We start from the raw sequence: 23,877 nt of genomic DNA on the forward strand, positions 1-23,877 counted from the left end.
AGTATCACCATGCGGACACTCGTCGCCTCGCCGGGCCGGGTCCCCGAGAGCGGCCGATGAACGAAGCACCCGCAGTCGACCAGGAGGAAAAATGTCAAGCGCAAAGGTCCGCGGCACGATCGCCCGATACCTCGGGGACGAGGAGCAGGCGTGACCGCGGACACGAGCCGGCTGCCGCCCCCCGCCGAGCGGTGGGTGATCCCGGCCCTGGTCGGATACTCCTTCTCCGTGTCACCGGCCCGGACCACCCTGACCGCGGTCATGGCCGTACTCGCCGGTGCGGCCCCGGTCGGCATCACCATCGGTATCGGTGAGCTGGTGGACGTGCTCACCCCCGCGATCGGCCAGGGGCTGGGCACTCCGGCGGCGCAGGAGTGCTACCGCTGGGTCGCCCTCATCGTCGTGCTGTTCTTCCTCACCCATCTCGCCGAGTCGGCGCGGACGGCTCTGGGCCGGTCCCTCGGCCGCCGGGTCACCGGCCGGCTCAGGGAGCGAGTGATGACGGCCGCCTCCGAGCCGGCGACCATCGGCCACCTCGAGGACCCCGGCTACCTCGGCCGGCTCGGGCGGGCCCGGGGCGACGGAACCATCGACATGCCCCCGGGGGAGGCGCTCTTCGGCTTCTCCACCAAGGCCTCGATGTGGGTGACCAGCATCGGCTCGGCGGTGCTGCTCACCCAGGTCACCTGGGGGCTGGGGCTGATCGTCTTCGCGGTCTTCGTCGTCATCCACACCCGGCTGGTCCGGAACTACCGGACCGCCGTCATCGAGACCGTGAACCAGACGACGAAACTCCGCCGCACGTCCTACCTGCGGGACGTGCCGACCACGCCGGGCGCGGCCCGGGAAGTCCGCCTCTTCGGTCTCGCGGGCTTCTTCCGGGACGCGTACCACTCGGAGTGGCGGACGAACATGACGGAGGTCTGGCGGCGACGGCGCGAGCACGACCTGTTCGTCGTCGTGGTGGTCGTGGTCACCGGCCTCACGGTCGCCTCGGTCTTCTACTACCTGGCATACCGGGCCGCCACCGGGCGTACGACGGTGGGTGATCTGGCGATCGGCGGCCTGGCCGTCCGGGCACTCCTCCAGATCCTCCGGGCGGACGACGACGATCTCCGCATGGGCTTCGGCTCGAAGGCGGCCGCCGAGGCGTTCGCCTTTCCGGTCGTGGAGCCGCCGGACGCAGCGGACAGGAACCCCTGGCCGACGCCGGTCGAGGCCATCTCCTGCGAGGACCTGCGTTTCCGTTACGGCGGCGCCTCGGAGGAGGTGCTGCACGGCATCGACCTCGCCGTCCCCGAGGGGCAGTCGCTCGCCGTCGTCGGTCTCAACGGTGCCGGCAAGACGACGCTGGCCCGGCTCATCGCCGGTCTCGACGCTCCGGGCGGGGGCTCCGTGCGCGTCGGCGCGACCCCCGTCGAGGACGCCAACCGCCGGAGCTGGCAGCGTCAGGTGGTCGCCGTCTTCCAGGACTTCGGACGTTACGAACTGACCGTGCGGGACAACATCGCCTTCGGCTCCCTGGCACATGCCGACGACGAGGAGGGCCTGCGGGCAGTGGCGCGCCAGGCCGGGCTGCTGAAGTTCATCGAGGGACTCCCGAACGGCTGGGACACGGTGATGTCCAGCGGGTTCACGGGCGGGGTCGACGCGTCGGGCGGGGAGTGGCAGCGCATCGCCATCGCCCGGGCGCTGTTCGGCCTCCGGCACGGCGCACGGCTCCTGATCATGGACGAGCCCGCCGCGAGCCTCGACGCCCGCGCCGAGGCCCAGCTCTACGACACGTTCCACGAGCTCACCGCGGGTGTCACCACCATCGCGATCTCGCATCGCTTCGCGACCGTGCGCAAGGCGGAGCGGGTGGTCGTCCTCGACCAGGGCCGGATCGTCGAGGACGGCACGCACGAGGACCTGATCAGCGCCGACGGCCGGTACGCCGAACTGTTCCGCCTACAGGCCAAGCGTTTCGAGGAGGCACCGTCTTGATCAGCGCCCTGCGCTTCGTCCTCACGATCGGACCCCGCATCGACCGGGTCAGGTCCCTGCTCGTGGTGGCGGTGGCCGTCCTGGAACAGGCCACCGGAATCGGCCTCGCCGTGCTGCTCGGACTGTTCAGCGAGATGGCGAGCCGGCATTCGACCAACGGCGTGGCGGTACTCGCGCTGTGTGTCGCGGTCTTCGTGATGCTCACCCAGGGCACCTTCATCGCCGGCTATTTCACCCGCCTCCGTCTGCAGGAGGAGATCCAGAACGAGGTCGACCGCCAGTTCATCGATGTGGCCGGCACGACGCCGACCCTGGAGATCCACGAGCGTGCGAGCCGTTCCGACAAGGCGGCGGTCGTCCGTGGTGCGCGGGGCGAGATCGGGCCGGCCTTCGACCGGCTGATGTGGCTGGCCGGAGCCGCGCTCGCCCTGATCGCCTCGGCCGTCCTGATGGCGTCGGTCGTACCCGTGCTCGCCGTACTGCCGCTCTTCGCCGTCCCCGCGGTGCTGGCCACCCAGGCGGCGGACAAGAAGCGCGGACTGGCCGAGAAGCGCGTCACGCCCCGGACCCGGCTGGCCGGTCATCTGTTCACGCTCGCCACCACGGCCGCACCCGGTCGCGAGACCCGCCTCTTCGGACTCTCGGGCGAGCTGCGGCGGAGGCACGGCGACGAGTGGGACTCCGGAGGCAGGGACATCGCCCGGACCGATCGGCGGGCCCGCGTACCCGTTGCGCTGGCCTGGCTGTTCTTCGTGCTGGCGTACGCGACCGCCGTCGTCCTGATGGTGCGGGGCGGCCTCGCCGGTGATGCCTCGCTGGGCCTCGTCGTGGCGGCCGTCGCCGTGAGCAGCCAGATCACCGGGCAGGTGCAGAGCCTGTTGACCCTGACCTTCTGGACACTGGAGTCCCTTCGGGCGACCCGGGCGTTCCTCGACGTGGTGGACGACTGCGCCGCCGAGCGGGAGGCCGTCGTGCCGGCCACGCCGGTGAAGGTGCCGTCCCGGCTGAGCGGCGGCATCAAGGTGGAGGGGCTCAGCTTCCAGTACTGGAACCGCGATCAGCCGTCGCTGAGCGACATCGACCTCGAGCTCCCGGCCGGCGCCGTGGTGGCCCTGGTCGGGGAGAACGGCGCGGGGAAGTCGACGTTCGTCAAAATGCTCAGCGGTCTCTACCGGCCGAGCGCGGGGCGCGTCATGGTGGACGGGACGGACCTCGCGCAGTTCGCGCCGGAGGACTGGCGCGACCGGATCACGGCGGCCTTCCAGGACCCCGTACACATCGAGATGTCTCTGCGGGACACGATCGGGCTGGGACGGCTGGAGCATCGTGACGACCCGGAGCGGATCATCGAGGCGCTGCGGACGGCCGGCGGCGACAAGCTCCTCGCCTCGCTGCCCGAGGGCCTGGAGACGCGGCTCGGGCGTAGATCGTGGGACGGCAAGGAACTGTCGGGCGGCCAGTGGCAGACGGTCGCCAACGCCCGGGCGTCGATGCGGCAGGCGCCGCTGCTGCGGGTCCTGGACGAGCCCTCCGCCAGCCTCGACGCACGGGCCGAGGAGTGGCTGTTCCAGCAGTACGCCGACCTGAGCCGCCTGGAGAGCGGTGTGACCGTCCTCGTCACGCATCGCTTCACGACCGCCAGGGCGGCAGATCTCATCGTGGTTCTGGACGGCGGCCGGGTCGTCGAGACCGGCACCCACGACACGCTGAGTCAGGCCGACGGACTCTACGCCGAGTTGTTCCGCCTGCAGGCCAGGTACTTCGTCTGACCTGATGCACCGACCTGTGGCGCCAGAGGAGGGCCGGTATGGGAGAGGAACTGATGACGTTTTCCGGAGGACCGCAACGCACGGGCCCGTTGCAGTCGGGGCTCTCTCAACTGGAGTGGCTGTCCTACCGGTCCGGCGGTCATGGAGTGTTCCCGAACCTCTCCTGGTCCGTCGCCGTGCCGGACGGGGTGTCGGACGACGCGGTGAGCGGTGTGGTGAGCACCCTGCTGCGGCGGCACGAGGTGCTGCGTACCGCGTTCGACGCCGACGCCGACGGACGTCCACGGCAGAGCGTGTACGAGAGCGTCCTCGTGTCCTTGCCCCGCATCGCGGACGGGGATTCCCGTCGCCTCTTCGAGGAGGCACCGTTCGACGTGGAGTCCGGGCCCCCGGCCCGGTTCGGCCGTTCTCCGGGGGGAGACCTGATCTTCTCCGTCGCGCACATCGCGGTGGACGGCACGGGGGCCTGGATCCTAGTCGCCGATCTCACCGAACTGCTGGCCGCGCAGCGGGAGGGGCGGGCCGCCCGTCTGAGCGCGCGTGTGCCGCAGCCGGTCGACCGGGCGGTCCACGAGCGGGAGGGCGGCCGGCCCCGTGCCGAGTCCGCCCTGCGGTACTGGAACACCGCGCTTCAGGACTTCCCGGTGACGGTTCTCCCTGTGAGCCGTGGCAATCCCGGAGCGGATATCGTGCGGGCGACCCTTGAGTCGCCCGCCGCGAGCCTGGCGCTGGCGTCCCTGCACAAGACGCTGGCCGCGACTCCGGCATCGGTCTTCACGGCGGCCGTGTACACCGCACTGGCGGTCCAGTTCGGCCGGGACAGGCTGGGGCTGAGCCTGACCTGGTCGTTCCGGGAGTTCCCGTCCACCCATGGCATGGCCGCCGCGGTCTTCCGGGACATGCCGTTGCTCGTCGATCTCGGAGGGGAGCCGTCGTTCTCCGAGGTACTGCGGCGGTTGCAGAAGGCGGTTCTTCTGGCCGGCCGTCATATGAGTTTCGACGTGCTGGAGTTCCATGAGTGCGCGGGACGTGTCGAGGCCGAGCGGGGCAGTTTCCTGCCGGGTCCCGAGGCGATCAGCCTGACGTTCGACGGCATCGAGCTGGGGTCGGCGGACCCCGGTACAGATCCACGCGCGATGCTGCCGGACTCGCGGGTGTCCACCGAACGGACGAACGAGTTCACGGACGTCTGCAATCTGTACATCAGCGCCTATCCCGTCGACGGGCAGCTGCACATCCACTCGCGTATCGACGCGTCCGTCGTGGGAGCCCGGGACAGTACGGGGCTCGTCAGGCTGATAGAGGCGATCCTGGTCCATGCCTCGGTATCCGGCGACCTCTCCTTCCCGGCTGCCCGGTCGCTGGCAGCCGACCCCTGGCGGCCGGGCGCGCGCTGGACACGGGCCGACGGTGTCTGGGTGGATCTGGATTTCCTCGCCGACCGCCTCCAGGAGCATCCCGCGGTCGACCGTGCGGACGTCCGTGAGGAAGGCCAGAGGATCACCGCCTACGTCAGCACGGACCTCGATCCGTGGGAGCTTCGCGACTTCCTGCTCTCGACGGACAACGGCCGCAACGCCGTACTGAGTCCGCACCACTTCGTCATTCGCCGGGCGGATGCCGTGACGGTCTCCGGTTCGGGCGCGGACCGGCCGATGCTGGCGCCGGAGGGAGCGGCCGGACGGGCGCTCAGGGAGGCGGTCGCCGAGGCCAACGATCTGGACGGTCCGACGATGGCCGGGACCTACCTGACGGTCGGCGGCCGCCTCTGTCTTGCTCCTCGCGTGCTGGCCCTTCTGTTGGACCGGGGGTTCGAGGGCATCGCGGTCGAGGACCTGCGCCGGCCGACGAGCCTCACCGCGCTCGCCGGCCGGCTGCGGCGATGCCGGGAGCGGCCGGTCGCGTGATGCCGTACTCAGGGAAGGTCTGCGGCGAACTCACGACGCTGCCGGCGGGACAGAGCAGGGCTCCTCCCTCGACGGGCGACCGCAGGCTGGGGATTGCTGATCCGAGCGGGGCCGGTGACCGGGCCGGACGAGAACTGATCGAGAAAGAAGGGCCGATGTCTGATCGTGTGATGTGGTTCAACGGGGCGTGCGTTCCCTGGGAGGACGCGCGGGTCCACGTCTGGGACGAACTGGCGCTGCGCGGCGCCAACGTGTTCGAGGGCATCACGGCGTTCTGGAACGCCGACGAGCAGCGGCACGAGGTACTGGCCGGCGACGCGCATCTCGACCGGCTCTACGACTCCGCCCGGGTGGCCGACATCCCGGCGCCGATGACGAGGGCGGAGGTGTTCGGCGCGCTCGCCGAGGTCGCGTCCCAGCTGGGTGGCTCGGACATCTACGTGCGCCCGACCTTCTACGCCAAGCGAGGACGTTCCGCGCTGGCGCCGGACAGCGAGGGCGCCATGTACATCGGCGGTTTCCCGTTCCGGCCCAGCGTGCCGCAGGCCGTCCGGGCGATCGTGAGCAGCCACCGGCGCTTCGGCGGGCCGATCGGGCCGCACGCCAAATCGGGCGGCTCCTACCTCGACTTCCGTGTCTTCGAGCGCGAGCGCGTCGAGCACGAGGTGGAGCACGTCTTCTTCCTCAACGACCGCGGCCACGTCGCCGAGGCCGACGGCGCCGCGATCCTGCTGGTGCGGGACCGCCGGGTGATCACACCGTCCGTGGACACCGGGGTGCTCGACTCGATCACCAAGCGGATCGTGCTGGACCTCGCCCGAGGGCTGGGTTACGAGGTCGAGGAGCGGCCGGTCCTGCGGGACGAGCTGTACCGGGCGCAGGTGGTGCTGGCGGGCACGCTGCTGGGGCTGCGAACGGTGCACTCCGTGGACGGCCGCACCGTCGGCGACACCGGAGGGGCGGAGACCGCCGCCACGCTGGCCGCCGAGTACGGCCGGCTGTGCCGGGGCGAGAACCCGCTCGCGTCGGCCTGCCTGGCCCCGCTGCGGTGAGCCCGGCCGCCATGCGCCAGGTCAGCAGCAGCACGGCACACCGGAACCCGTGGTTCACGGTCGAGCACCGGCAGTACGAGACGGCGAGCGGTGCACGGCACCCGTACTTCATGGTCTGCCGGCCCGATTCGGTGCTGGTCGCCCCACGCCATGACGGCCGATACGTCCTGGTCGAGCTGGACCGCCCCACGATGGGTGGCGCGCGGAGCCTGGAGTTCCCGCAGGGCGGTCTGACCGGGGACGAGACGCCCGAGGCGGCCGCCCGGCGCGAGGTGCGCGAGGAGACAGGTCTGGAGCTGACCGGCCTCCGGCAGCTGGCCACGTTCGCCGAGAGCAACGGCTTCGCGACGTCGTCGTGCCATGTCTTCGTGGCCGACGTCTCCGGCGTCGGCGAGCCCGACCGGGATCTGTTCGAGGCGGGAATGGACGTCCGCCGGTTCTCCTGGCCGCGGTTGCGGGAACTGGTGGCCGCGGGCGCGGTCCAGGATTCGGCGACGCTGGCCGCGCTGGCCGTGATCGGAGCGTCGGGCGATGCCGGCTGATGGCGTGGAGGTCGTCGTCGGCCTCACCACCGAGATCCGGGTCAGCCTGCTCACCGGCGATCTGATGGCCAAGGCCAGCAACAGCCAGGACCGGCTGTTGCTGGCCGGGCTGGGTCCGCTGCGCTCCGCGGCCCGGTACGACGAGGAGGCCGTGCTCCTGGAGACCGTGTCGGGCGAGCGCTGGCTGGTGCGCATGTCGCCGGTCTCCGGCCTGGTCGCCACGGTCGAACCGGCCGTCGGCGCCCGGTCCGCAACGCGGGGAAGCCAGCGATGCGCGACGGTGATGTGATCGTGGCCGGGGCGGGCATGGCCGGCCTGCTGACCGCCCTGGCCCTGGCCCGCCGGGGCGCCCACGTGGTGCTCGTCGAGCCGTCGCGCGTCGGTGCCGGCCAGTCCGGGCAGTCGCACGGCTATCTGCACCGGGGTTACGCGTACGGACCGGACGAACCGCGCCTGCCGGCCCTGCTGGGCAGTGCGCGCGAGCACTGGCACGGGCTGCTCGCGCGGATTCCGCCGGTGACGACCGGCTCCACCATCGCCTTCTCCGACCCTGCCGCGGCGCGCCGGGCCGAACGGTACTGGCGGGACTCGGGACTGGCCGTGCGTCCGCAGGCCACTCCCGGCTGGCTGACCGGGGCACCCGTCGCCTGCTTCGGCAGCGCCGAACCCACGTACAACGTCGGTGTCATCCTGCGCGGACTGGGGGCGCAGGCCGGCTCGGCGGGGATCGAGGCTCGGCCGGGCACGGTCGAGCGCATCGAGGAGTACGGCGACGGCATCAGCGCCCGGATCACCGAGCCGGACGGCTCCACAGCGGTCGTCCGCGCCAGGACAGCGGTCCTCGCGGCGGGCGCGGGCACGCCAGGGTTGCTGGCCAGGTCCGGGCTGCCCGCCGTGGTCCAGCTCCGTAAGGCGTTCATGCTGGTCCTGCGCGGCAGGCTGCCCGCGGTCAGTGCGCTGTTCCCGGAACGTGAGGAGCACGGGCTGTTCCTCGCCAGCCGGGTCGGCGACGAGGGGCGGGCCACCTGGCTGGTCTCCGACTTCCAGTCGTTCGACAGCGGAGGCCGCGACCCCGGCCAGCTCGCGGGCTGGTGGGCACGCAGGGTGCTGCTGACCCTGGGCCGCGCTGTCGACCCGGCGATGCTGGCCCGCGTCGACGCGGTCTCGGGCTACCCGGCCACCAAGTCCGGGCTGCTGCCGAGCAGCGGAACCGTGGCCCACGAGTTCGGCATCGAGCTGCTCGACGGCCGGGCCGTCGTCGCCAGCCCGTCCAAGCTGACCCTGGCGCCGCTGGCCGCCCTGCACGCCGTACGGACCGTCGCGGCCCGGCTGGGCCTGCGGTCGGACGACGGGGGCTGGGATCCGATAACCCCGGTGCCGCTGGACCGCTCGCCGGCCAGGGAAGCCTGGGAGAACCCGATGGCCGCGCTGGACCATCCCGATCTGCTGGGCGAGCTCCCCGACATCGGCACGCTCAGCGAGCTCTACCACCGGTGACGGCCGCCCACCGGGCCCGTCACGAAGCACACCGGAAGGAAGCACCATGCCCTGGACCCGGAGTCCGCGCCCGTACACCGGCATCGGCGGCTGAGCGTGGCGATGCCCTACGCTCTCGTCGCCACCGACCTGGACGGCACTCTGCTGCGCTCCGACGGCACGGTCGGCACCCGCACCCGGGCGGCGCTGTCGGCGGCAGCCGCGCGTGGCTGCCGGCACATCGTCGTCACCGGCCGCTCGGCCGCGTGGACCAGGCCGGTGCTGGCCGGGCTGGGCTACACCGGCCTGGCCGTCTGCGGTCAGGGCGGCCAGGTGTACGACGCCGGTGCGCACCGCGAGCTCACGTCGTACGTCCTGGACCGGGACGTGGCCCGGCGGGCACTCGCCGCGATCGAGGCGGTGACCGGCCCGTTGTCGCTGGCCGCCGACCTGGACGGTCTGGAGGGTGCCGTCCTGGCCGGCCCCGGCTACCGCCCGGATCCGCTCGACGGCCTGCCGGTCGTCCTCGTCGCGGCCGGCCGCCTGTGGGCGGCGCCGGTGCGCAAGTTCTACGTCCAGCACCCCGAACTGGACGAGGACCGGCTGCACGACGTCGCCTCGCGGCTCGCAGGGCACCTGGTGACCACCACGAAGGCGGGACCGGGCGAGATCGAGATGCTGCCGCTCGGGCTGTCGAAGGCCACGGGGCTGGCCCACGCCGCCGGTCTGCTCGGGCTGTCCGGCGCGGACACCATCGCCTTCGGCGACATGCCGAACGACGCCTCGATGCTGGCCTGGGCCGGGTACGCGGTGGCGATGGGCAACGCGCACCCCGAGCTCAAGGCGGTGGCCGACGAGGTGGCGCCCGGCCACGACGAGGAGGGCATCGCGGTGGTCCTGGACCGGATCCTGGGCGCCCGCTGACGACCGTGCGCCGCACGGACCCCGAAGTCCCGCGCACGCAGCAGAGCGATCTCCTCCCGCTCGGCGAACGAGAGGTAACGGCCGGAGACAGTCGGGGCGAGGCACGGATTCACCCCGCCAGCATGACGAAACCACCGCGACCCCACCGCAGGCGAGACCTCGATGACGGCTGCGGCGCCCACCGGACTCAGCCCCCGCGCGATCGCCTTCCAGCACCTGACCCGGTCCTCACGCCAGGCAACGCTCGGCCGCCCTGGCGTGGGCATCTGCCCACGACGTTCCCGCACCGCCTGCTGCCGATTCCCCACACCCCTCACAAACCCCCAGTTCACGAAGGTGTTGCGACGACCGATTGAATCCGCCGAGTACACGAGTGACGAATTCCGCACCGAAATACGTAAGTTGGGCATGCGGCAGTCGATGGGGCGCGTCGGATCCTGTTTCGATAATGCCGCCGTGGAAAGCTGGTTCGCCATCTTGAAAGCGGAGATCGGGACGACCGTCTGGGAGGCCCGGCGGCAGCGTTCCACCACCACTGCACCCGGTCCGGACTCGTGTGCCCAACGTGCTCTCCCGCACGGCCCCGGCCGTCGGCCGTGGACCCCGCGCGCATGGGTCGTGCCGATCTCATGGCCACAGCTATTTGCACAACTGAAACAACCAACGGCCGGCACTCCCGGCGCCGCTCCGTCAGCCGCCGCCGAGGGTGGCCGGCTCAGTCATGGCGGATTCCTGGGCCTCTTCAACCAGCTCGGCGACTCGGTCGGATCCACGGCCATCAGCCCGTCCGGCTGGACACTGTTCCCGCACGGGGCCGGCAACCACGGCTGTCCCCGGGTTCGTGGCAACGTACTTCTTCGGCTTCAGCCAGGACCTGCTGGCGGAGTTCAACGTCTCCCAGGAACCGGAACCCGCCCCCACGGTTCGGAGCACGCGTCGTTCACGGACGCGGAGGCGCTGCTCCCACAGATGGGCCTACGGCAGGTCCGGCGCACTGCTGGACGCGCCTCGGACCAGTACCCGGCAATGGAGTTCGTCGACCGATCACCCTGATCACCGCCACCAGCATCGGCGCGCCTCACCTGCTGTACGGGACCCGCGGGGGTGCCGATGTGCGGACGGCCCGCCGGATGAACCGACGGGCCGTCATACAATCTCGAAGGTCAGGGCAGGTCAGTTGACGCCGGCTTCAGCGAACCCACAGCAGATACTGGCCGCCCTCCACCTTATTGCAGAGCACAGCGGACCAGCGACCCTGGTCGAAGCCAGCGAAAGCGGCGTCCCAACAGGCGTCTCGCGAGGGGTAGACGCCGCCGGCAACCATCCCTGGTTCGGGCGGCAACTCACCACTGGCGGACGCGGTGCCGGCGGCGGCACCGACGCCTACGATCGCAGTCGCAGCGAGAGCTGCCGAGACGAGAAACTTCTTGAGCACAGATACCTCTTAGTGTTCGTGTTGGTGAATCCACCGGGCCGGAATCCGAAAAGGGCGAGCCCTCCAGGTGACCCTGCTGTCATCGGGCTCTCGCACACGGCCCCGGCCGTCGGCCGTGGCCCCGCGCGTGCGCCCTTCACTAGCGGTGACGTAGGTTCCGCCACGATGGTTGCGTGTGAGATGCAGTTTTCTTTTGCAGGCCGGACCTCCCTCGTGAGCCGCGCTCCTCGCGACGCGGGGACGGACCGACGCCTGCTGCGCGCACGGTCGCTGGGTTGCGGCAACTGGGCTGGCTCTGTGGGGTCTTGGGGGCCACGGGAGCGGGTTTCGGTGATGGTCAGGAAGGCGAGGGCGGCCATGGAGAGAGTGACGTGACGGTGCCAGGCGTCCCAGGTGCGAACCTCGTAGTGGTCCAGTCCGCAGTCGGACTTCGCGGTCTCGAAGCAGTCCTCGATCGACCAGCGCAGGCCCATCACACGCACGATCTCGCCGATCGGGGTGCTGACCTTGGCATGCACCGCTAAGTAGGCGATCAGGGCAGGGTCGGTGATCGAGCGCCTGATCAGCAACAGGTGAATAGCCGCGGCGGGGCCCGTTCTCGGCGCCGCCCGGCCAGGTGACCTCGGCCAGCGCCCAGTCCTAGGAGCGCTGGCCCTTGGCCCCCTTCCCGCAGGAGCGGCGCTCGAAGATCAGCGGGATGCGGGCGGCGAGCTTGTCGACGCGCAGGCTCCCGGTGCCGTGGGTGGACACGGTCTCGTCCACTGGTACGGCCATGGCATAGGGGATGCGGCGGCGTTCGAGGGCGGCGCGGGGTTTGCGGTCCTGGCCGTAGGCGCTGTCGGCAGCCACCCAGCCGAACGGGACCTTGGCCCGGCGGCAGCGTTCCACCATGCGCCGGCCGAGCTCGGGCTTGGTGACACGGCCTTCGCGCGCGGCTCGCGGCTTGGGAATGCGCGCGGTGCGGCAGAAGTGGGCCGCGGCGCCCAAGGACCGGCGCGGACACGGGAGGGCCCTCGCAGAGCTCACGTGGGGTGGCCCGGAGTCGGAGCGGGAGAGGAAGAGGCATGGCCTCGTTCTCACCACGATGTACGGAAACGCTGTCGCGGCGAACACGTGGAACACCGAAATCTGGAAGCCGGCGCTTGCCAAGGCCGGTGTGATTCCGCCCCTTGCCAAGGGAGCGAAGCCTTGGCAAGGGCAGGCGGCTCCCCGGGACGGCTTCCATGTGCTGCGGCACACATACGCTTCCGTTGTCCTAGAGGCGGGGGAGTCGGTCGTGACATTGGCCAGGTGGCTGGGGCACGCGTCACCCACCATCACCCTCGACCACTACGCGCACTTCATGCCGGAGGCGGGTCGCAGGGGGCGGCAGGCGATCGATAACCTGCTCGACGATCAGGTGAACGACGTTGCAGGGCGAAACTCCCCAGATTCTCCCCAGGCCCGATCGTGAGCCGTGATCGGCCCGCTTGGCACGTACGAAGAGCAAGGTGACGCGCGATGTTCACGACCCGACCGACCCTCCAGGGCACCTTCGGCATGGTGTCCTCCACCCACTGGCTCGCCTCGCAGTCCGCGATGGCCGTCCTGGAGGGCGGCGGCAACGCCTACGACGCGGCCGTCGCCGCCGGATTCGTCCTGCACGTCGTCGAGCCGCACCTCAACGGCCCAGCCGGCGAGGTCCCGATGATCCTCGCGCCGAAGGACGGCGACGTGCGGGTGCTGTGCGGGCAGGGGCCCGCCCCCGCGGGTGCGTCCGCCGCGCACTACCGCTCGCTCGGCCTGGACCTGGTCCCCGGCACCGGCCCGCTCGCCGCCGCCGTACCCGGCGCCTTCGACGCCTGGATGCTGCTGCTGCGCGACCACGGGACGAAGACCGTCGCCGAGGTCCTGCGCTACGCGATCGGATACGCCGAGGACGGCCACGCCCCCGTCGAGCGGGTCGGCCAGACCGTGGAGACCGTCCGTGAGCTCTTCGAGACCGAGTGGCCGACCTCCGCAGAGGTCTACCTCCCCGGCGGCCGGGCGCCCGAGCCCGGCAAGCTGTTCCGCAACCCCGCACTCGCCGCCACCTGGCGCCGCCTCATAACCGAGGCCGAGGAGCAGGGCGGCGACGACCGCGTCGCGCAGATCGACGCCGCCCGCGCCGTCTGGCGCACGGGCTTCATCGCCGAGGCACTGGTCCGCCAGGCCGCCGTCCCCACCATGGACACCAGCGGAACCCGCCACACCGGCACCCTCACCGCCGCCGACCTGGCCGACTGGTCCGCGACGTACGAGGCTCCCGCCACGTACGACTGGAACGGCTGGACGCTGGCCAAGGCGGGCGGCTGGAGCCAGGGCCCCGCCTTCCTCCAGCAGCTCGCCCTCCTCCCGGCCGAGCTCCCGGCGTACGGTTCCGCCGACTACGTCCACCTGCTGATCGAGGGCTGCAAGCTCGCGATGGCCGACCGCGAGGCCTGGTACGGCGACGCCGCCGACGTGCCGGTCGACACCCTGCTCTCCGGTCCGTACAACGACGAGCGCCGCGCCCTGGTCGAGGACACCGCCTCCCTGGAGCTGCGCCCCGGCAGCCCCGACGGCCGGACCCCGGTCCTCAGCGCGCACGCCCACGCCGTCGCCGCGGGAGAGGCCGGGTTCGACGCCATGGGCATCCCGGTGGCCGGAGCGGGCGAGCCGACGGTGGCGAAGGAGGGCGCGGGCGAGCCGACGGCGACCGTGGACCGTGCCGGCGAGCCGACGGTGACCAAGGACGGCGCGACCCGCGGGGACACCTGCCACCTCGACATCGTCGACCGCTGGGGCAACATGGTCGCCGCCACGCCCAGCGGCGGCTGGCTCCAGGCCAACCCCGTCGTGCCCGAGCTGGGCTTCCCGCTCGGTACCCGCCTGCAGATGGCCTGGCTCGACGAGGGCCTGCCGAACACACTGACTCCCGGCCGCCGTCCGCGCACCACGCTGACCCCGTCCCTCGCCCTGCGCGACGGAGTCCCCGTCATGGCGTTCGGCACCCCCGGCGGCGACCAGCAGGACCAGTGGCAGCTGCACTTCTTCCTCGCCGTGGCGCTGCGGGACCGGGTCCGTGGCGGCCTCGACCTCCAGGGCGCCATCGACGCCCCCAACTGGCACAACGACAGCTTCCCCGGCTCATTCTTCCCTCGCGGGATGCGCCCGGGCAGCGTCACCGTCGAGGAGGGCATGGACCCGGAGGTCGTCGGGGAGCTGCGCCGGCGCGGTCACGACGTCACGGTGGGCGACCCGTGGTCCGAGGGCCGGATGTGCGCAGTCGCCAGGGACCCGGAGACCGGCGTCCTGTCCGCCGCCGCCAATCCCCGCGGTATGCAGGGATACGCGGTCGGCCGCTGACCACCTGCCCGGGGTGCCCCCGGCGGACCGTGCTTAGCTGGAGTCATGATCGATGACTTTCTGTACGGGGACGCCGGGCACGCCGGGCCGACTGCCGAGGTGGAGGCGGCGGTCCGGGCGGCGGCCGCCGCCGAGATCATGCCGCGCTACCGGCAGCTGGCCGCACACGAGATCGTCGAGAAGAGCGGCCCCCACGACCTGGTCACCGCCGCCGACCGGCTCGCCGAGGAGCACCTCGCCGCGTCCCTGACCCGGCTGCTGCCCGGCTCGGTCGTCGTCGGTGAGGAGGCCGTCCACGCCGACCCCGCCGTCTACGACGCGCTCGGCGGCGACGCACCCGTGTGGATCGTCGACCCGGTCGACGGCACCCGCCAGTTCGTCCACGGCGAGCCCGGCTTCTGCACCCTGGTGGCTCTCGCGCTCCACGGTGAGGTGTACGCCTCGTGGACGTACGCCCCCGTCCTCGACGAGATGGCCGTCGCCGTACGGGGCCGGGGCGCCACGCTCAACGGCACGGCCCTGCACAGTGGTTCGCCCGCCCCAGGTGCGGTGCTCAAGGTGGCCATGTCCCACCCGGACTACACCTCCGACGCCCAGAAGCGCGCCCTGCTGGGCCTGCGCACCGACGGCATCGACGCCCGCGCGTGCGGCTCGGCGGGCCTGGAGTACCTCGCCGTCGCCTGCGGCGCCTCCGACGCCGTCGCTTTCAACTGGGAGTTCGCCTGGGACCACGCGGCGGGCCTGCTCCTGGTCACCGAGGCGGGCGGTGCGCAGTCCACGCTCTCCGGCGTCCCGTACCGCATCACCGGCGGAAACGACCTGCCGTTCACCGCGGCCAGGGACAGGACGACGGCGGAGACGGTCCTTGAGGCGCTCCGGGCCGGCGGGCAGGACTAGAAAAGCTGTGGCCGGTACGGGGCTCCCGTACCGGCCACAGCTCGTGGTGTCCGTGCCGCTAGTTGCCGGCAGCCGCCCGCCGCCGGACGGCGTAGAAGATCCCGCCGCCCGCGACCAGCGCCGCGGCGGCCGCGCCCACCATCGGCATGGTGGAGTCGGAGCCGGTCGCCGCCAGGTTGCCGCCCGTCATCGTCTCCGGCTCGGAGCCCCCGGTGGTGGAACCGGTGGTCGAGGAGCCGCCCGTCGAGGAGCCACCCGTCGAGGAGCCGTCGGACGTGGAACCACCGGTCGTGGAACCGCCCGTCGTGGAACCCCCGGTCGAGGAACCGCCGGTGGTGGAGCCGCTCGTCGTGGAGCCACCCGTCGTACCGGTGCCGGCGTTGACCACGATCTCGGCGGTGTCGTTGGCCGCGTTCTTGTCGAACGGCCTGTCCGCCCCGGCGAAGGAGACCTTCCCGGACGCGCCCTCGACGACCTTGTCGATCCGGAGGACGAACGGGTAGGTCTCGCCACGCGTCTCGTTCACCCACGACTGCGAGGTCCCGCAGGTGTAGTGAGTCTTGGTGACCGGGTCGCAGTAACCGTGGGCCTTGACGACCGAGGTTCCCTCCGGGATCCGCACGTCGACGGTCGCGGCGCTCTGGTCCAGCCCGCGGTAGACCCAGGCCGGGCCCTTGTTGAGGAACTCGACCGAGGCGGTGACCTCGTCGCCGACCTTGCCCTTCAGCTGGGCGCCGGTCAGCGAGAAGTCGGCGGTGTTGACCGTGGTGACGTCGCCGGTGGCAGAGAGCTTGTCGTGGTTCGCCCGGTCCTCGTCGGTGGCCGGGGCCTTCTCGACCAGCTTCAGCGGGGCGCCCGTGCCGGGCACGGGCTCCGTCCCGCCGCCGTCGGACGGACCGGGCTCCGTGGCGTCGATGCCCACGGTGACCTCGTCGTACAGCGCGTTGTCCTGAGCCCTGAGCCCGACCGGCTGGTCCGGTACGTAGACGACGCCGGCCTTCAACGGCTGGTCGAAGGCGCACACCGCGACGCTCTTCTCCGGCGCCTCGTCCATGGACGGCTCGGTGGAGTACTCGCAGTTCCCGTACGAGTCCGCCGCGGCGAGACCCGAGGTGACGGAGTACGTCACCCATACCTTCTCGACGTCCTCGGTGCCCTTGTTCAGCACCGAGAACGGCACGTCGACATCGCCGCCGGGCTGCGCACCCGTGATCGGCGCCAGTGGTCCGACCCCGAGGTCGGGCTCCGCGGCGAAGGCGACGGCGGGCAGGGACGCGAGCCCGGTCAGCGCGGCGACGGCGAGTGCACCGACCACGGCGCGCGAAGGACGGCGACCGGGAAGGGGGTGAGTCATAGAAGATCCTCGTCATGGCGTGCGGTGGGATAGGACCGACCGGAAATTTGGGGCAGTCGGCCCAAGTGCCGTCTCCGGCACAGTCACTTACCGCAACTGAAGACGTTTGCGACCGTCGAATGGTTGCCTGTATGCGCCACCAATTGTTCACCCGTTCGAAAGTCCCTGGTCACCGCCGACCGCCACCCGGGGTCCCGTTGTCGGCGTGCACGAATATCCTGGGTGCCCTGGCCATCGGCTGACAAAGGAGTCCGAAGGTGCCATCGATGCTGGATGCCGTCGTCGTGGGGGCGGGCCCGAACGGGCTGACGGCCGCGGTCGAACTGGCCCGCCGAGGCTTTGCCGTGGAGGTGTTCGAGGCGGGGGAGACCGTCGGGGGCGGCGCCCGCACCGAGGAGCTGACCCTTCCCGGCTTCCGTCACGACCCGTGTTCCGCTGTGCACCCGCTGGGCATCGGGTCCCCGGCCTTCAAGGCGATGCCGCTCGCCCGGCACGGCCTCGATTGGCTGCACGCCCCGCTGGCGCTCGCCCACCCGTTCCCGGACGGCTCCGCCGCGGTGCTCACCGGGTCCGTAGGGGAGACCGCCATGTCGCTGGGCCCCGAGGACGCCGGCGCCTACCGCAGGCTGGTCGCGCCCTTCACCGGCCACTGGGACACCCTCGCCCAGGACTTCCTGCGCACCCCGTGGGACGGCCTGCCCCGGGACCCGTACCGCTGGGCCCGCTTCGGCCTCGACGCCCTGCAGCCGGCCACGTTGCTCTCCCGGCGCTTCCGGGGGGAGAAGGCGCGCGCTCTGCTGGCGGGCCTCGCCGCGCATGCCATCGCGCCCGCCGGCGGCCTCGCGACCGGTGGCATCGCGCTGCTCTTCGCGCTCGCGGCGCACGAGAACGGCTGGCCGGTGCCGCGCGGCGGCTCGGGGGCCATCTCCGGCGCCCTCGCCTCCTTCCTGCGCGAACAGGGCGGCACCATTCGCACGGGCACCGAGGTCAAACGCCTGGACGAACTCCCGCCCGCCCGCGCGTACGTCTTCGACACCTCGCCGACCGCGCTCGCCCGGATCGCCGGACTCGGCGGTGCGTACGACCGTTACCGCTACGGACCCTCCTGCTTCAAGATCGATTACGCACTGTCGGGCCCCGTGCCCTGGACGGCCGAGGAGGCCCGACGCGCCGGCACGGTCCACGTCGGCCCCTCCGCCGACGAGATCGACGCCGCCCTGCGCGCCGCCGTGGCCGGCCGCGACCCGAGCGTCCCCTTCCTGATCACCGCGCAGCCCAGCGTCGTCGACCCGAGCCGCGCCCCCGAAGGCCGCCACGTCTTCTGGGTGTACGGGCATGTCCCGGCAAGCTGGGAGGGGGACGCCACCGAGGTCATCGAACGGCAACTGGAGCGGTTCGCCCCCGGGTTCCGCGACCTCGTCCTGGCCCGGGCGGTCGCCGGACCGCCCGCCCTCGCCGTACGCAACGCCAACTACGTCGGCGGCGACATCGCCACCGGTGCGTTCGCGGGGCTGCAGACGGTGCTCCGCCCCAAGCTCGCCCGCGTGCCGTACGCCACCGCGCACCCCGCGGTCTTCCTCTGCTCGTCGGCCACCCCGCCCGGCCCCGGTGTGCACGGCATGTCCGGGCACCACGCGGCGAAGGCGGTGTGGCGGCGCCTGAGGGCGGCGTGAGAGGGGCGGGCGTGCTCAGCCCGTCGGTGCCAGCACCGTCGTACGCCCGCCCAGCGCCCGGGAGAAGGCGTCGGTGACCTGGGACAGGGCCTCCGCCGTGCCGGGTGCGACGGTCAGTGTGCCCTCCTCACCGGCGGTGATGTCCTTGTCGAGCGTGAACCAGCCCGGGACGATGTGCGCCGCACCCATGGAGCTCAGGACCGGGCGCAGCGCGTAGTCGATCGCCAGCACATGGGCGGTGCTGCCCCCGGTGGCCAGCGGCAGCACGGTCTTGCCGGTCAGCGCGAACTGCGGGAGCAGGTCCAGCAGGGTCTTCAGCAGCCCCGAGTAGGCGGCCTTGTAGACGGGGGTGCCTATGACCACCCCGTCCGCCCACTCGAACAGCGCCGTGGCCTCGATGACGGCCGGATGCCGGAAATCGGCGCCGAGGAGCGCTTCGGCGGGCAGGCTGCGCACATCCAGCGGCGTCACGTCGTGGCCCTGGTCCCGGAGCCGGTCGTCCAGATGGCGCAGGAGCCGTGCGGTGCGGGAGGTGGCGGACGGACTGCCGGAGACGGACAGGATGGTTGCCATGGGGAGCCTCTCTCTACGGGTCAGGAATACCGGCGGTGCGGGGCGCGGCAGCGGCTACCACGCGCTCGAATCGACCGTGACGACCGGCACCAGGTCGTTGCGCAGGGCCTCCAGGAAGGTGACGATCTCCGCGGCCACCGAACGGTGCTGCATGTCGTTGAGGACGTCGTGGTGTGCGTCCCGCACCACCGACAGGCGGGCACGCGGCAGCGACTTCGCCGTACGCACGAGTGCCTCGCGGTCGGCCAGCGGATCGGCGTCGCCGGTCAGGATCAGCGCGGGAGTGCCGAAGTCACCGCCGTACGCCGCCGCGAGCAGGTCCTCCGGCACCGCCTCGTCGAGCGCGCCGCGCCGGAGCCCGGTGTCCTCGGTGAGCGTGCCCCGGTGGGCGGGGCAGGCGGTACGCACGTCGAGCTCGTCCTCCCAGTCCCCGACCGCGGTGCTCCCGCCGCCTGGGATCCCCGCGAGGACGACGGCGTCCGGCCGCACGGCGGACGGTGCGCCCCGCCGGCCGAGGAGCGCCGCGACGGCGACGGCTCCTCGGTCGGCTCCGATCAGCACGAGGGGGCGCGCGACACCCTCCTCGGCCGAGTCCTCCACCGCGGCGGCGAGTTGTTCACCGAAGCGGCTCAGCGAGCCGGTCAGGTCGCTCCCGTCGAGGCCGGGGGCGTCGACGACGCGGACCCGGTAGGCGTCGGCGGCCAGGCGTCTGCCGAGCCGGGCGTAGGTCGCCCGGGTCTCGCCCCGGCCCGGCACCACGACGACGGTGCCGCGCGTGCGAAGTCCCTCCGGGACGTGGTGGTCGGTGTACTCGGTCATCTGGATCCTCCGTGTGCGTGCCTGCGTAGGTGGGCCGACGGACCGCGTCAGTCGTTCACGAGCTCGCGCCCGGCGCTGTGGACGTTCGCGGGGACGGGCAGCCGAAGGTTGCCGCGCAGGGTGTCGGCCTCGTACTCGGTCCGGAACAGGCCTCGCTTGTGCAGGAGCGGCACCACACCGTCCACGAAGCGGCTGAGGTCGTCGTTGTTACGGAACGCGAGGTTGATGCCGTCCAGGGTTCCGGCGTCGTACCACGTCTCGATGGTGTCGGCGACGGTCTCCGGCGCCCCGACGAACGGCGAGCGGCGGAACGCGTTGACGGACTCGGCTACTTGACGCAGCGTCAGGTTCTCTGTCGTCGCCCGCTCGATGATCTTCCCGGCGCCCGTCCGGCCGCCCTTCTCCGCGAGATGGGCGACGTCGGGGAATGGCGCGTCCAGATCGTGCGTGCTGAAGTCGTACGCGCCGAAGGAGCGGCCCAGGAGCGCGAGGTTGCTCGCGAAGTCGTTGTCCTCCTCGAAGATCTCCCGCTCCCGGCGCCGGGCCTCCTCGTCGGTCGCGCCGACGATCGGGCCGCCGTGGATGAAGACCTTGATGTGGTCGGGGTTACGCCCGTATGCCGCGGTGCGCCTCTTGATGTCGGCGTAGTACTCCTGCGCCGACTCCAGCGTGCCGCCCGGTGCGTAGATGCCCTCGGCGACGCGCGCGGCGAGGTCGCGGCCCTCGGCGGAGACCCCGGCCTGGAAGATGACCGGCTGCCCCTGCGGCGAGCGGGAGATGTTGAGCGGCCCGGCGACCTTGAAGTGCTCTCCTTCGTGGTCCAGCGCGTGCAGCCTGGACGGGTCGAGGAAGACGTCGCGCTCCACGTCGGCGGGGAAGGCGTCGTCCTCGTAGGAGTCCCACAGGCCACGGGCGACCTCCACGAACTCCAGGGCGCGGCCGTACCTGGTGGCGTAGTCGAGGTGTTCGTCGAGCCCGTAGTTCTTCGACGTACCGGTGTCGAAGCTGGTCACCACGTTCCAGCCGGCGCGTCCGCCGCTGATGTGGTCCAGGGAGGCGAACCGGCGGGCCAGGTTGAACGGCGAGTTGTACGTCGAGCTCGCCGTGCCGACCAGGCCGAGGTGCTTGGTATGGGTGGCGACGGCGGAGAGCAGGGTGAGCGGCTCCAGCCGGTTCAGGTAGTGCGACGGGTAGGTGGCGTTGATGAACTGGCTGTCGACGACGAACAGTGCGTCGAACAGGGCGTGTTCGGCCGCCTTGGCCTGCTGGATGTAGTAGTTGATGTCGATGCTGGCGTTCTTCGCGACGCCGGGGTCCTTCCAGAGGCCGTGCTGGCCGGGGCCGCCGACGCCGTACGGGTGCAGTGCGAGATGGATCCTGCGGGTCATGGGGTGTTCCTCTCGGTGGCGCGGGGGCGCGGATCGGTGGTGCGGGGGATACGAAGGGTGTCCGGGGGGCTCTGCGGTCAGCTGCTCAACCGCGCGCGGAGAAGCTCGCGTTCGGCCCGCTCGGCGGTCCGTGTGTGCAGTGTCGGCGCGGAGCCGACGAGCAGGCGTGTGTACACGTGCCGTGGATGGTTGATGACGTCACGGGCCGCCCCCACCTCGACGAGCTCACCCCTGTAGAGCACGGCGATGCGGTCGGCGGTCCCGGCGATGGAACCGAGGTCGTGCGAGATGAAGACGAGGGATGTCCCGGCGGCGCGGAGCTCCTTGAGGATCTCCAGGACCTGGACACGGTTGGCGGAGTCCAGGGCGCTCACCGGCTCGTCGAGGATGACCAGGGCGGGCTCCGTGACCAGGGCGCGGGCCACGGCGACACGCTGCCGCTGGCCGCCGGAGAGCTCGCCCGGCAACCGCCCGAGCAGCGCCCCGGACAGATGGACCCGGTCGAGGAACGCGCGGGCCCGCTCCACCGCCTCCTTGCGCGACACCCCCTGGATGAGCAGCGGTTCGGTCAGGGAGTCCTCGATGGTGAGGTCGGGGTCGAGGCTGCGCAGCGGGTCCTGGAAGACGTACTGGACGATGCCCCGGCGGCGTAGGCCGCGCCATCCCCGGCTGCCGAATCCGGTCACCTCCTCGCCGCCGACCCGGATCGAGCCGGCCGAGACACGTACGAGGCCGAGCACGGCACGGGCCAGCGTGGACTTCCCGGAGCCCGTCTCGCCGATGACGCCGACGGTCTCGCCGGGCGCGACGCTCAGCGATACCCCGCGCAGGGCGCTCCGGCCCCGGCGGCCCCGGCCGTAACGGACCTCCAGGCCCTCGACGGCCAGGACCGGGGCCGGAGCCTCCTCCTCCCGGGCGGCTGTCCTCGCCTCCGGCGACGTGCTGGTGGTCATGACGCCTCCTTCGTGGTGAGGAACCTGTCCAGGCCGTAACTCTCGTGCTCGGACATGAGCAGCCGGGTGTATTCGTGCTGCGGATCGTGCAGCACCGACCGTGTCGGACCCTGCTCCACCACCTCGCCCTGCCGCATGACGAGGACCTCGTCGCACAGCTGGGCGACGACGGCCAGGTCGTGGGAGACGACGACGAGCGCCAGACCTGTGCGCTCGCGGAGTTCGGCCAGCAGGTCGAGGATCTCGGCCTGGACGGTGACGTCGAGGGCCGTGGTCGCCTCGTCGGCGATGAGTGCCCGGGGTTCGACGGCGATCGCCGCCGCGATGAGGACGCGCTGGAGCATGCCCCCGGACAGCTCGTACGTGTACTGGCCGTAGACCAGCTCAGGGTCCCGCAGACGTACCGCCCTGAGGAGTCCGAGGGTCTGCCGGCGCGCCTCGCGCCGCTTCACGCCCTTCTTGACGCGGATGACCTCGGCTATCTGGGCTCCCACGCGGATGGACGGGTTGAGATAGGACGCGGGGTCCTGGAAGACGGCGCCGACCGTGGTGCCGCGCAGGGCGGTCCACTGCCGGGGTGTCAGGGTCGCGATGTCGGCGCCGTCGATCTCGACCGATCCGGCGGAGACCTCGAAGTGCGGGGGAAGGATCCCGAGTACGGCCCGGCAGGTGAGGGTCTTGCCACTGCCTGACTCGCCGACGATGCCGACCGCCTTGCCCGGGGTGAGCTCGAAACCCACGCCATGGACGATCTCCCGGTCGGTGACCTGGTCGGTGATGCGCACGTCGCGGACCGCGATCACCGGGGGAGCGGTGGGTGCGGCTGGCGCCTGCTGCGGGGCGACGCCGGGGGCGGTGTTCTGGGTCAGGGTCCTCATCGGGTACCTCCCACGGAGACGGGGGTGGATGTGCCGGTGCGGGCCCGGGCCTTGCGCTGGTTGACCAACGCGCGGCCCGCTTCACCGGAGACGTCGCGGATGGCGTCGGCGAGCAGGTTGCACGCCCAGACGGTGACCATGATCAGCAGGGCGGGTGCCACCGGCGCCCAGGGCTGGTGGCTGAGGTAGCCCAGGTCGGAGGCGAGCAGGCCGCCCCAGGTGGGGGCCGGAGGCTGGACGCCGATACCGAGGAACGTCAGGCTCGAGACGATGACGAAGCCCGTGCCGATGGTCTGGGCGAGCGCCACCGCGATCGGCGGGAGCACCTTGACCCAGACATGGCGGCGTACGACCCAGCCGACCGAGGCACCGGAGACGATCGCGGCCTCGACGTACGGTGAGCGGGCCACGGCCAGCGTGGCGGCGCGGGACACCCGGTAGAAGAGCGGTGAGACCAGTGCGCCCGTGACGAGCATGGCCTGCGTGATGCCGTTGCCGAGCAGTGCGATCACGGCGATGGCGAACAGCATGAACGGCAGGGCGACCAGGGTGTCGGCCAGACGGAGGGTCAGCCATTCGAAGACCCGGCCCGAGTAGACCGACAGGATGCCCGGGACCGCGCCGACGACGAGCGCCGTCAGCGCGACCTCCAGCGAGCCGAGCACGCTGATCCGCGAGCCGTCCAGGAGGCGGCTGAACACGTCACGGCCGAGGTAGTCCGTCCCCAGCCAGTGGGCGCCCGAGGCCGATGCGAGCGGGTTGTCGCTCGTCGCCAGGGGGTCCTGCGGGGCGAGCCACGGACCGCAGACGGCGAGCAGGGCGATCAGCACCAGGATGACCACGGCGATCCGGCCGGATGTGAGTGAGAGGACGCGGCGCACCATC

20 protein-coding genes and 2 pseudogenes are annotated in these 23,877 nt (G+C 71.7%); 13 read left to right on the forward strand and 9 right to left on the reverse strand.

Features of this window, described 5'->3' with window-relative positions; all coding sequences use genetic code 11:
• Positions 1-150 precede the first annotated feature (150 nt).
• From ACIREO_RS25460 to ACIREO_RS25495, 8 genes are all read left to right on the forward strand, one after another.
• Positions 151-1,986: an ABC transporter ATP-binding protein gene (locus tag ACIREO_RS25460; protein ID WP_404114137.1), complete on the forward strand. Its 1,836-nt coding sequence runs from the start codon at positions 151-153 to the stop codon at positions 1,984-1,986.
• On the forward strand, positions 1,983-3,755 hold the full coding sequence (locus ACIREO_RS25465; protein WP_404114139.1) for an ABC transporter ATP-binding protein: 1,773 nt from the start codon (positions 1,983-1,985) through the stop codon (positions 3,753-3,755). Before ACIREO_RS25460 ends, ACIREO_RS25465 begins: the two co-directional genes overlap by 4 nt.
• Positions 3,756-3,793: 38 nt before the next feature.
• The gene (locus ACIREO_RS25470) at positions 3,794-5,662 is read left to right on the forward strand and encodes a condensation domain-containing protein (RefSeq protein WP_404114141.1); all 1,869 of its coding nucleotides are present in this window, start codon (positions 3,794-3,796) and stop codon (positions 5,660-5,662) included.
• Positions 5,663-5,817: 155 nt separating this feature from the next.
• On the forward strand, positions 5,818-6,714 hold the full coding sequence (locus ACIREO_RS25475) for an aminotransferase class IV (RefSeq protein WP_404114143.1): 897 nt from the start codon (positions 5,818-5,820) through the stop codon (positions 6,712-6,714).
• 11 nt (positions 6,715-6,725) lie between these two features.
• Positions 6,726-7,256, forward strand: coding sequence for an NUDIX domain-containing protein (locus ACIREO_RS25480; RefSeq protein WP_404114145.1), 531 nt, complete (start codon positions 6,726-6,728; stop codon positions 7,254-7,256).
• A complete protein-coding gene (locus ACIREO_RS25485) occupies positions 7,246-7,545 on the forward strand; it encodes a hypothetical protein (protein WP_404114147.1) in 300 nt (99 codons plus the stop codon). Before ACIREO_RS25480 ends, ACIREO_RS25485 begins: the two co-directional genes overlap by 11 nt.
• Positions 7,527-8,753 (forward strand): NAD(P)/FAD-dependent oxidoreductase, encoded by a 1,227-nt coding sequence (locus ACIREO_RS25490; protein ID WP_404114149.1) that lies wholly within the window; start codon positions 7,527-7,529, stop codon positions 8,751-8,753. Before ACIREO_RS25485 ends, ACIREO_RS25490 begins: the two co-directional genes overlap by 19 nt.
• A 102-nt stretch (positions 8,754-8,855) precedes the next feature.
• Complete coding sequence (locus tag ACIREO_RS25495) at positions 8,856-9,656, forward strand: HAD family hydrolase (RefSeq protein WP_404114151.1); 801 nt, start codon at positions 8,856-8,858, stop codon at positions 9,654-9,656.
• Here ACIREO_RS25495 and ACIREO_RS25500 read toward each other — a convergent pair.
• A pseudogene (locus ACIREO_RS25500) lies at positions 9,629-9,922 on the reverse strand (helix-turn-helix domain-containing protein); the annotation flags it as partial. The gene ACIREO_RS25495 and the pseudogene ACIREO_RS25500 sit on opposite strands and share 28 nt — an antisense overlap.
• Positions 9,923-10,331: 409 nt before the next feature.
• On the opposite strand from ACIREO_RS25500, the pseudogene ACIREO_RS25505 reads away from it, so the two are divergent.
• Positions 10,332-10,590 (forward strand): annotated as a pseudogene (locus ACIREO_RS25505) (PTS alpha-glucoside transporter subunit IIA); the annotation flags it as partial.
• A gap of 1,140 nt (positions 10,591-11,730) precedes the next feature.
• Here the strand turns inward: ACIREO_RS25505 and ACIREO_RS25510 are convergent.
• Positions 11,731-12,078: a transposase gene (locus ACIREO_RS25510; protein WP_404114153.1), complete on the reverse strand. Its 348-nt coding sequence runs from the start codon at positions 12,076-12,078 to the stop codon at positions 11,731-11,733.
• Between the two features lie 97 nt (positions 12,079-12,175).
• On the opposite strand from ACIREO_RS25510, the gene ACIREO_RS25515 reads away from it, so the two are divergent.
• Genes ACIREO_RS25515 through ACIREO_RS25525 form a run of 3 tightly spaced genes read left to right on the forward strand, consistent with a single transcriptional unit; the run spans position 12,176 to position 15,354 of the window.
• On the forward strand, positions 12,176-12,544 hold the full coding sequence (locus ACIREO_RS25515; RefSeq protein ID WP_404114155.1) for a hypothetical protein: 369 nt from the start codon (positions 12,176-12,178) through the stop codon (positions 12,542-12,544).
• 47 nt (positions 12,545-12,591) lie between these two features.
• Positions 12,592-14,457 (forward strand): gamma-glutamyltransferase family protein, encoded by a 1,866-nt coding sequence (locus ACIREO_RS25520; RefSeq protein WP_404114157.1) that lies wholly within the window; start codon positions 12,592-12,594, stop codon positions 14,455-14,457.
• Positions 14,458-14,502: 45 nt separating this feature from the next.
• Positions 14,503-15,354 (forward strand): inositol monophosphatase family protein, encoded by an 852-nt coding sequence (locus ACIREO_RS25525; protein ID WP_404114159.1) that lies wholly within the window; start codon positions 14,503-14,505, stop codon positions 15,352-15,354.
• 58 nt (positions 15,355-15,412) lie between these two features.
• Here the strand turns inward: ACIREO_RS25525 and ACIREO_RS25530 are convergent, their stop codons facing one another.
• Positions 15,413-16,708, reverse strand: coding sequence for an LAETG motif-containing sortase-dependent surface protein (locus tag ACIREO_RS25530; RefSeq protein WP_404114161.1), 1,296 nt, complete (start codon positions 16,706-16,708; stop codon positions 15,413-15,415).
• Positions 16,709-16,965: 257 nt separating this feature from the next.
• On the opposite strand from ACIREO_RS25530, the gene ACIREO_RS25535 reads away from it, so the two are divergent.
• On the forward strand, positions 16,966-18,381 hold the full coding sequence (locus tag ACIREO_RS25535) for a phytoene desaturase family protein (protein ID WP_404114163.1): 1,416 nt from the start codon (positions 16,966-16,968) through the stop codon (positions 18,379-18,381).
• A gap of 15 nt (positions 18,382-18,396) precedes the next feature.
• Here the strand turns inward: ACIREO_RS25535 and ssuE are convergent, their stop codons facing one another.
• The 6 genes from ssuE to ACIREO_RS25565 all read right to left on the reverse strand — a co-directional run bounded on the left by ssuE (position 18,397) and on the right by ACIREO_RS25565 (position 23,876).
• The gene (gene ssuE, locus ACIREO_RS25540) at positions 18,397-18,954 is read right to left on the reverse strand and encodes an NADPH-dependent FMN reductase (protein ID WP_404114165.1); all 558 of its coding nucleotides are present in this window, start codon (positions 18,952-18,954) and stop codon (positions 18,397-18,399) included.
• A 54-nt stretch (positions 18,955-19,008) separates the two neighbouring features.
• Positions 19,009-19,773: an alpha/beta hydrolase gene (locus ACIREO_RS25545; protein WP_404114167.1), complete on the reverse strand. Its 765-nt coding sequence runs from the start codon at positions 19,771-19,773 to the stop codon at positions 19,009-19,011.
• Between the two features lie 47 nt (positions 19,774-19,820).
• Positions 19,821-21,161 (reverse strand): NtaA/DmoA family FMN-dependent monooxygenase, encoded by a 1,341-nt coding sequence (locus ACIREO_RS25550; RefSeq protein ID WP_404114169.1) that lies wholly within the window; start codon positions 21,159-21,161, stop codon positions 19,821-19,823.
• Positions 21,162-21,238: 77 nt separating this feature from the next.
• A complete protein-coding gene (locus ACIREO_RS25555; protein WP_404114171.1) occupies positions 21,239-22,114 on the reverse strand; it encodes an ABC transporter ATP-binding protein in 876 nt (291 codons plus the stop codon).
• Positions 22,111-22,992: an ABC transporter ATP-binding protein gene (locus tag ACIREO_RS25560; RefSeq protein ID WP_404114173.1), complete on the reverse strand. Its 882-nt coding sequence runs from the start codon at positions 22,990-22,992 to the stop codon at positions 22,111-22,113. Before ACIREO_RS25560 ends, ACIREO_RS25555 begins: the two co-directional genes overlap by 4 nt.
• Entirely contained in the window at positions 22,989-23,876 is an 888-nt protein-coding gene (locus tag ACIREO_RS25565) for an ABC transporter permease (protein ID WP_404114559.1), read from the reverse strand. Before ACIREO_RS25565 ends, ACIREO_RS25560 begins: the two co-directional genes overlap by 4 nt.
• Position 23,877 lies beyond the last annotated feature (1 nt).

This window comes from Streptomyces sp. NPDC102441, from assembly GCF_044765585.1.
Classification (GTDB): Bacteria; Actinomycetota; Actinomycetes; order Streptomycetales; family Streptomycetaceae; genus Streptomyces.

Bases quoted from the DNA above. Each gene is read 5' to 3' on its own strand.
- ACIREO_RS25470 (WP_404114141.1), top strand. From the start codon at position 3,794: ATGGGAGAGGAACTGATGACGTTTTCCGGAGGACCGCAACGCACGGGC.
- ACIREO_RS25475 (WP_404114143.1), top strand. From the start codon at position 5,818: ATGTCTGATCGTGTGATGTGGTTCAACGGGGCGTGCGTTCCCTGGGAG.
- ACIREO_RS25480 (WP_404114145.1), top strand. From the start codon at position 6,726: ATGCGCCAGGTCAGCAGCAGCACGGCACACCGGAACCCGTGGTTCACG.
- ACIREO_RS25485 (WP_404114147.1), top strand. From the start codon at position 7,246: ATGCCGGCTGATGGCGTGGAGGTCGTCGTCGGCCTCACCACCGAGATC.
- ACIREO_RS25490 (WP_404114149.1), top strand. From the start codon at position 7,527: ATGCGCGACGGTGATGTGATCGTGGCCGGGGCGGGCATGGCCGGCCTG.
- ACIREO_RS25495 (WP_404114151.1), top strand. From the start codon at position 8,856: ATGCCCTACGCTCTCGTCGCCACCGACCTGGACGGCACTCTGCTGCGC.
- ACIREO_RS25515 (WP_404114155.1), top strand. From the start codon at position 12,176: ATGTACGGAAACGCTGTCGCGGCGAACACGTGGAACACCGAAATCTGG.
- ACIREO_RS25520 (WP_404114157.1), top strand. From the start codon at position 12,592: ATGTTCACGACCCGACCGACCCTCCAGGGCACCTTCGGCATGGTGTCC.
- ACIREO_RS25525 (WP_404114159.1), top strand. From the start codon at position 14,503: ATGATCGATGACTTTCTGTACGGGGACGCCGGGCACGCCGGGCCGACT.
- ACIREO_RS25530 (WP_404114161.1), bottom strand. From the start codon at position 16,708: ATGACTCACCCCCTTCCCGGTCGCCGTCCTTCGCGCGCCGTGGTCGGT.
- ssuE (WP_404114165.1), bottom strand. From the start codon at position 18,954: ATGGCAACCATCCTGTCCGTCTCCGGCAGTCCGTCCGCCACCTCCCGC.
- ACIREO_RS25545 (WP_404114167.1), bottom strand. From the start codon at position 19,773: ATGACCGAGTACACCGACCACCACGTCCCGGAGGGACTTCGCACGCGC.
- ACIREO_RS25550 (WP_404114169.1), bottom strand. From the start codon at position 21,161: ATGACCCGCAGGATCCATCTCGCACTGCACCCGTACGGCGTCGGCGGC.
- ACIREO_RS25555 (WP_404114171.1), bottom strand. From the start codon at position 22,114: ATGACCACCAGCACGTCGCCGGAGGCGAGGACAGCCGCCCGGGAGGAG.
- ACIREO_RS25560 (WP_404114173.1), bottom strand. From the start codon at position 22,992: ATGAGGACCCTGACCCAGAACACCGCCCCCGGCGTCGCCCCGCAGCAG.
- ACIREO_RS25565 (WP_404114559.1), bottom strand. From the start codon at position 23,876: ATGGTGCGCCGCGTCCTCTCACTCACATCCGGCCGGATCGCCGTGGTC.